The following is a 7,064-nucleotide window of genomic DNA, read 5'->3' as shown; positions in this document are numbered from 1 at the left end:
TTCGCAAAGATCAAGGAATTCAGAGCCATAGCGACCCGCTACGAAAAGACAACGTCCAGCTACGCCGCCAATTGGCATCTCGCGGCTGCCATCATCGCCTCACGATGAATGTCCACAGACCCTAGACAAGTGGAAAAAATTTGAACGCGAACTCGCGCCGGTAACCGAGGCCTTGGGCGGTGAGGCCTGGCTAGAGCAATGGGAACGCTGGGATGCGCGGGCGGCGCAGACCGGGCGATTGCTGGCTGGGGCTGCTGGGGCGCTTTGATACACAACCACCCGGCACGGGATGTGACTAGGTGGTGCAGGCATAAGATGCGCAGGTGATCAGGTTAGGCGATCAGAACGGGATCTCGTCGTCGTCGATATTGCGCGACGGGCCACCCTGACCGCCACCGCCAAAGTCGCCCCCTGGGGGCCACTGTCGTAGCCATCGGCCCTCGCCGCTGCCATCTGGGTCAGCGGCCTTTCACCACCATCATCTCCCCTATGTTCTCCGAGGTGATATAGCCTGCAAGAGCGCCTGTTTTTGTCGTGATGACAACGGCAGGAGCGCCCTTGTGCAGGGCGTCGAGAACGGTCTCCAGCCCGGCAGTCAGCGGGACCGAGGGGATATCATTTGTCATCAGCGTGGAAACCGCCTTCATGCGCGGGGTTTCTGCGGCGATGGCGGCGAACAGATCGCCGCGCGTCACAAAACCCAGCGGGCGGCCTGTGGCATCCAGAACCGGGAATTCATGCTGGGTGGTGCGGATGACTGCGGCAGAGGCCGTCTCCAGCGTGTCCTCAGGGCGCAGCGCCTCGAAACTGGTGATCATGGCATCGCGGGCCATGAACCGCTTGGTCACGGCGCGCATCGCCACGTCCTGATTTTCGGCATTGGCGGCAATGAAGACAAAGCCCGCCACCAGCACCAGAACCGGGTTGCCCGAGGTGAGGCCGAGATATGCAAGCCCCATGGCGGCGATCTGCCCGGCGATGGCGGCGATGCGGGTCGCCTTGACCCGGTCCATCTTCAGGCACAGCGCAGCACGAAGCACCCGGCCGCCATCCATCGGAAAGGCGGGGATCAGGTTGAATACTGCAAGGATCAGGTTCACCAGCGCCAAACGGCCCAGGAAATTCCAGCCGGAAAACTCCTGCGCCGGATCTGCCAGGCTCGCCAGATCCCAGCGGCCCGCACCAATCACCACCAGAATGGCCCAGATTGCAATGTTGACGGCAGGTCCGGCAAAGGCCACCGCGATCTCGTGCCAGGGGTTGGACGGCATCCGTTCCAACCTTGCCAGACCGCCGATGGGCAACAGGGTGATGTCGGGGGTGGCAATGCCGTAGCGCTTCGCCATCAGCGCATGGCCGAATTCATGGGCCAGAACACAGGCAAACAGCGCCAGCACGAAAACGGTGTTCTCAATGGCGCCTGGCAGGCCCTGTTCGCTGTAGGCAGATAGCCCGATCCACCCCAGAAGAAGGAAGAAGGTGACATGAACTCTGACCTCTGAGCCAAAGAGGCGGCCGAGAGAAAAAGACCATGTCATCGCGTCATTCCTTTTGCAGCCTTTGCGGATCGGGCAAGGATCATCAGGAGGATATCACCAAGGCTGTATCGCCAGGGTGATATCACGCGTCAGAACCGTTAGATCAGAACGGGATCTCGTCGTCGTCGATATTGTGCGAGGGGCCACCCTGACCGCCGCCGCCAAAGCCACCGCCCTGGGGTCCACTGTCGTAGCCACCGCCGCCACCGCCATATCCGCCGCCGCCACCATAGCTGCCGCCACCCTGGCCGCCGCCACCGCCGCCTTCACCGCGGCCATCCAGCATGGTCAGGGTGGAGCCAAAGCCCTGCAGGACGACTTCGGTGGAATAACGGTCCTGACCGTTTTGATCCTGCCATTTGCGTGTTTGCAGCTGGCCTTCGATATAGACCTTGGAGCCCTTGCGCAGGTATTGTTCGCAGACGCGCACCAGACCTTCGTTGAAGACGGCAACGCTGTGCCATTCGGTCTTTTCGCGGCGTTCACCGGTGTTGCGGTCTTTCCAGGTTTCAGAGGTGGCGATGCGCAGGTTGCACACCTTGCCGCCGTTCTGAAAGGTCCGCACCTCTGGGTCGCGGCCCAGGTTGCCGATGAGGATGACTTTGTTGACTGAGCCGGCCATTTGGTCCTGTCCTTGTTCTTATTGGGTGTTCTTGTCTGTGGATGGGCATCTGGTGTCAGAACCGAATCTGAGCGCGCCCGGATTTTGGGCCACAGTACAGACCCGCAAGCTCTGATGAAAGCAACCTTCTTGGCCGCGGGACGGGGGTTTTCGCAGGTTTTCGGTCGGGCAGCCTCCCACCGGAATCTGTTCGCCGCACGCTGACGCTTTCAATTTAGTTAAGATCCGCTATAGTCTCGCCGGTCGGAAAACGGATCGCGACGGTAACAGAGTTGAGGGCCGCTATGTTTGGGCAAGCCACGTTTAAGACCGCTTTGATCAATGTCTATGCAATGAACGCTCGTGGCCTTGCCGCGGCTGCCGGGGTTTCGCTATTGGCGACTGGCGCTACCGCCGACATGTTCTCGACCAAGAACCAGCGCAGCCTGTTCGCCGCCCATACCAAGGTTCTGGATGGCCGTGCGGCGCAACAATACGAGAACTCCAGCCGTCTGTTGCCGCGGTCCTCATTTGAAACGGGCCAGTATGGCAGTCTGCCGTATACCGGAAAATACCGTGGGAAATTCATGACCATGGCGCGTGCCGCAGCGCGAAAACACGGCGTGCCCGAGGATCTGTTCCTGCGTCTCGTGCAACAGGAAAGCAACTGGAACCCCGGCGCGAAATCCCACAAAGGCGCGCTGGGGCTGGCGCAGCTGATGCCGCAGACTGCCCGGTCGCTGGGGGTGGATCCCGCTGTCCCGCAGGAAAACCTGGAAGGCGGCGCGCGTTATCTGGCGCGCCAATTCCGCAAGTTTGGCTCCTGGCGTCTTGCGCTGGCTGCCTATAACGCAGGCCCCGAGGCAGTTCAGAAACACGGCGGCGTGCCGCCTTACCGTGAAACCCAGGCCTATGTAAAAACGATCTGGGGCGGCTGACCGCTTACGAAACGCCTTGAACCGCACCCGTTTGGGGCGGCCCGGACCACGACCGTGTTAACGCCCCGGTAAACTTGGTAAATGCCGCGTTAACTTCTTTTCTCCGCCACGAAGCTGCCCGAATTCCCCCTGAAAAAAGCGAGCAGTTTCAGGAGGATTTGCCGTGACAGCCTACAGTTTTGATGATCGCCTTGACCGTATGCACTGGACCCCGTCGGCGGGTCCCAGCCGCGAGATCGTCGACAGCGTCCTTGGCGCGCCGCAGCGTGCCAGCGCCCGCAGTGTCGGTGTTACCCTTGCCGGGGCCATCGTGGGGATACTGATTGGCTTTGGCCTGATCGGCATGTCCTTTGAGCAGTCTCCCTGGGGGCCGGGCAGCGGTGCGGTCGGTCTCGTGTTTGGTACCCTGTCGCTGGCCGGTCTGGCCCTGTCGGTCACGCTGGCCTTGTTCGCGGCGTGGAAAAGCAAACGTTTCCCGCGCTTGATGCAGTTCGCCTCGATGAACCTTCTGATGATCGTTGTTCTGTTGCTGAGTTAACCAGTATCGACCCGCCCCATGATCGGGGCGGGTCTTTTCTTAGTTTTATTGTCGGGAATTGCGCTTGATCAAGGTCGGGGCTATAGCTGCCGGGTACCTCGCGTGGGGACTGCCCCGGATCCAAAGGCCCTGATGATGACGATTTCTCCTATCTGGCGCATGGGCGCCGCTGCCCGTTGCCTTGCCTTGTTGGTCGTCGCGGCATCACCGCATTCTGCATTGGCCGAGGATGCAGAGCTGACGCCGGTTGAGACCTTGGGAGAGGCTCTGTTTCACGATCCGATCTTGTCGCAGAACCGCACTCAGTCCTGTGCCAGTTGCCATGATGCCGAATATGGCTTCACCGATCCACGCCGTTCTGCCGATGGGGCGTTTTCCCTTGGCGATGATGGGCACTCGCTGGGCGATCGCAACGCGCCAAGCGCGGCTTACGCGGCCTTCACGCCGCCATTTCACCAGAAGGAAGACGGAAGCTGGGCCGGGGGGATGTTCTGGGACGGGCGCGCTAGGGATCTGGCAGAGCAGGCCGGCGGGCCGCCGCTGAACCCGATCGAGATGGGGCTAAGTGATAAGGCGCAGCTCGTCGCGCGCCTGAAGGAGGAGCCGGACTATGTCACAGCCTTTCAGCAGAACTTCGGCGCGGATGTCCTGAAGGATCCGGAGGCCGGATATGCGGCGATGACCGAGGCGCTGGCGGCCTATGAAAAAACCGCCATCTTTGCGCCGTTCGACAGTAAATACGACCGTTTCCTGCGCGGTGAGGTGCAGCTCAGCAAAGAAGAAGAATTGGGCCGGATCCTGTTCTTCTCGGAGCAGTTCACCAATTGCAACCAGTGCCACCAGCTGAAGCGCAGCGCGATGGATCCGCAGGAAACCTTTACGAACTACAGCTACCACAATATCGGCGTGCCTGAGAATGTTCTGGGGCGGGCCGAGAACGGCGTTGCCGCCGGTACCATTGACGACGGGCTGCTTGCCAACCCGGCGGTCACTGATCCGGCAGAACGGGGCAAGTTCAAGACGCCGGGACTGCGAAACGTGGCGGTGACCGGCCCCTATATGCACAACGGGGTGTTTCAGGAGCTGCGCACGGTGATTGCCTTTTACAATCGCTACAACAGCAAATCGGACGCCGCGCAGATCAATCCCGAAACCGGAAAACCTTGGGGGCCGCCGCCGGTTGCAGGCACCTTGTCGACCACCGAGCTCACCCACGGGCCTGCGCTGGATGACCGGCGCATTGACGCCTTGGTTGCGTTTCTGAAAACGCTGACCGATCAGCACTACGAAGAGTATCTGGAATAGAAAGGGCGCCCGCGTGATGAACGCGGGCGCCGCTTTGGGTGTGATCAGAGTGGCTACTCGGCCGCGATCTTGATGACCGGGTTCATCCGTTCAAGGATCTCATCGCTGAGGTGGCATTTGATCTGATGCCCGCCCTGCATGTCGCGCACCGGGGGGACCTCGCGTTCACAGAGACCGCCGGGAACTTCGCTCTTCCAGCGGCAGCGAGTCTGGAACGGACAGCCTGATGGCGGGTTCATCGCTGACGGGATGTCGCCTTCGAGAACGATATGCTCCTTTTCCACCGATGTATCGGCGATGGGAACCGCGCTCAGCAGGGCCTCTGTATAGGGGTGATAGGGTGGCGAGAAGACCTGATCGGTCGTCCCCAGCTCCACCACATGGCCGAGATACATCACCATCACCCGGTCGCTGAGATAGCGCACGATGGACAGGTCGTGGCTGATGAACAGCAGCGTCGTCTTCTCGTTGCGCTGGATCTCCATCAGTAGATCGGTCACCGCCGCCTGCACCGACACATCCAGTGCCGAGACGGGTTCATCCGCCACAACGATGCGTGCACCGCCAGCAAAGGCGCGGGCGATGCCGACACGCTGCTTTTGCCCGCCGGACAGCTGCCGCGGCATGCGGTCGGCAAAGGCGCGGGGCAGTTTCACCAGATCCAGCAGCTCCAGCATCCTCTGCTTGCGCTCCGCGTCGTTGTCACCGATGCCAAAGATTTCCAGCGCCCGGGTGATCTGCCGTCCGACGGTCATCGACGGGTTCAGCGTATCAAAGGGGTTCTGGAACACCATCTGCACGTCCGAAATCGTCTTGGTGTTGCGTTCTTCGATCGGGGTCTGTTCGATGTTCTGGCCATCCATCAGGATATCCCCGTCGGTGGCGGTTTCGAGCCCCATCAGCACCTTGGCAAAAGTGGATTTGCCACACCCCGATTCCCCGACGATGGCCAGCGTTTCGGATTCGCGGGCCTCGAAGCTGAGCGTTTCATTGGCCTTCACCACTTTCTTGGCGCCACCACCGAACAGGGCATTCGCGGCCACCTCGTAATATTTCTTGAGCTTGTCGATCTTGAGGACAACCTCACCCGGGGCGGTCTTTTCCTTCTTGTCGGCCACGGTGATCGGCGCGTTCCAGTCGATTTCCTGGAACTTCAGGCAGCGCGTGGCGTGGCGGTCATTGCCGGGCACATCGGCCATGGCAATGTCGCCCGCATCGCAGCGGCCCGCTTCGAAATAATCGCAGCGCGGACCGAAGTTGCAGCCCGGCGGGCGTTCGTGCGGCAGGGGGAAGTTGCCCGGAATCGCCACCAGCGGGCGCGCGTTCTTGTCGGCACCCGGCAGCGGGATCGAGCGGAACAGCGCCTGCGTATAGGGATGCTGCATCTCGTCAAAGACGTCTTCGATACTGCCGCGCTCCACTGCTTCGCCGGAGTACATCACGCAGAGCCGGTCACAGGTTTCCAGGACAAGGCCAAGGTTGTGCGAGATGAACAGCATCGAGGTGCCGTATTTCTTGCCCAGATCCTTGACCAGTTCGACCACGGCGGCCTCCACCGTGACGTCAAGGGCGGTGGTGGGCTCATCCAGGATCAGCAGTGCCGGTTTCGACATCAGCGCCATGGCGATGACGATCCGCTGCTGTTGGCCGCCCGACAGCTGGTGCGGATAGCTGTTCAGCATCCGCTCCGGGTCGGGCAGGCGCACGTCGGTCACCACCTCAAGGGCGCGCTTGTAGGCTTCCTCTTCGCTGACGCCCTCGTGGATCATCGGCACTTCCATCAGCTGCTTGCCGATCTTCATCGCCGGGTTAAGGCTGGCCATCGGCTCCTGGTAGATCATCGCGATCTCGTTGCCGCGGATGTCACGCAGCTCATCGACGCTCATCTCTCCCAAATCGCGGCCCTTGAACTTGATCGATCCGCCAACGATGCGGCCGTTCTTGCCAAGGTCCTGCATCACCCCAAGGGCGACGGTGGATTTGCCGCAGCCGGATTCGCCCACAAGGCCCACCGCCTCGCCGGGCATCACGGAGACGGAAAAGTCCATCACCGCCGGGATTTCACGCAGCCGCGTGAAAAAGGAGATCGACAGGCGGTCGATTTCCAGGATCGGACCATCGGTTTGCTCAAGCTTGCTCATGTC

At 61.1% G+C, this 7,064-nt stretch carries 6 protein-coding genes and 1 pseudogene; 4 read left to right on the top strand and 3 right to left on the bottom strand.

The features are described from left to right. Positions 1-108 (top strand): annotated as a pseudogene (locus AAFO90_RS19335) (IS5/IS1182 family transposase); the annotation flags it as partial. A 350-nt stretch (positions 109-458) separates the two neighbouring features. Here the strand turns inward: AAFO90_RS19335 and AAFO90_RS19330 are convergent. Together AAFO90_RS19330 and AAFO90_RS19325 are read right to left on the bottom strand one after the other, a co-directional pair. Then, positions 459-1,538, bottom strand: a complete 1,080-nt coding sequence (locus AAFO90_RS19330; RefSeq protein WP_347510418.1) for a site-2 protease family protein — start codon at positions 1,536-1,538, stop codon at positions 459-461. A 103-nt stretch (positions 1,539-1,641) separates the two neighbouring features. Then, positions 1,642-2,160 (bottom strand): single-stranded DNA-binding protein, encoded by a 519-nt coding sequence (locus AAFO90_RS19325; protein WP_065273417.1) that lies wholly within the window; start codon positions 2,158-2,160, stop codon positions 1,642-1,644. A 332-nt stretch (positions 2,161-2,492) separates the two neighbouring features. On the opposite strand from AAFO90_RS19325, the gene AAFO90_RS19320 reads away from it, so the two are divergent. From AAFO90_RS19320 to AAFO90_RS19310, 3 genes are all read left to right on the top strand, one after another. Continuing rightward, positions 2,493-3,077: a lytic transglycosylase domain-containing protein gene (locus AAFO90_RS19320; RefSeq protein WP_274828146.1), complete on the top strand. Its 585-nt coding sequence runs from the start codon at positions 2,493-2,495 to the stop codon at positions 3,075-3,077. A gap of 163 nt (positions 3,078-3,240) precedes the next feature. Then, a complete protein-coding gene (locus tag AAFO90_RS19315; RefSeq protein WP_347510417.1) occupies positions 3,241-3,615 on the top strand; it encodes a hypothetical protein in 375 nt (124 codons plus the stop codon). 135 nt (positions 3,616-3,750) lie between these two features. Beyond that, entirely contained in the window at positions 3,751-4,920 is a 1,170-nt protein-coding gene (locus AAFO90_RS19310; protein ID WP_347510416.1) for a cytochrome c peroxidase, read from the top strand. 53 nt (positions 4,921-4,973) lie between these two features. Here the strand turns inward: AAFO90_RS19310 and AAFO90_RS19305 are convergent, their stop codons facing one another. Continuing rightward, complete coding sequence (locus tag AAFO90_RS19305) at positions 4,974-7,061, bottom strand: ABC transporter ATP-binding protein (protein ID WP_347510415.1); 2,088 nt, start codon at positions 7,059-7,061, stop codon at positions 4,974-4,976. Positions 7,062-7,064: the final 3 nt, after the last annotated feature.

Source organism: Phaeobacter sp. CAU 1743 (genome assembly GCF_039839315.1).
GTDB lineage: Bacteria > Pseudomonadota > Alphaproteobacteria > Rhodobacterales > Rhodobacteraceae > Phycobacter > Phycobacter gallaeciensis_A.
The sequence above is the reverse complement of the archived record's forward strand: the minus strand, read 5'-3'. Positions and strand labels throughout refer to the sequence as shown.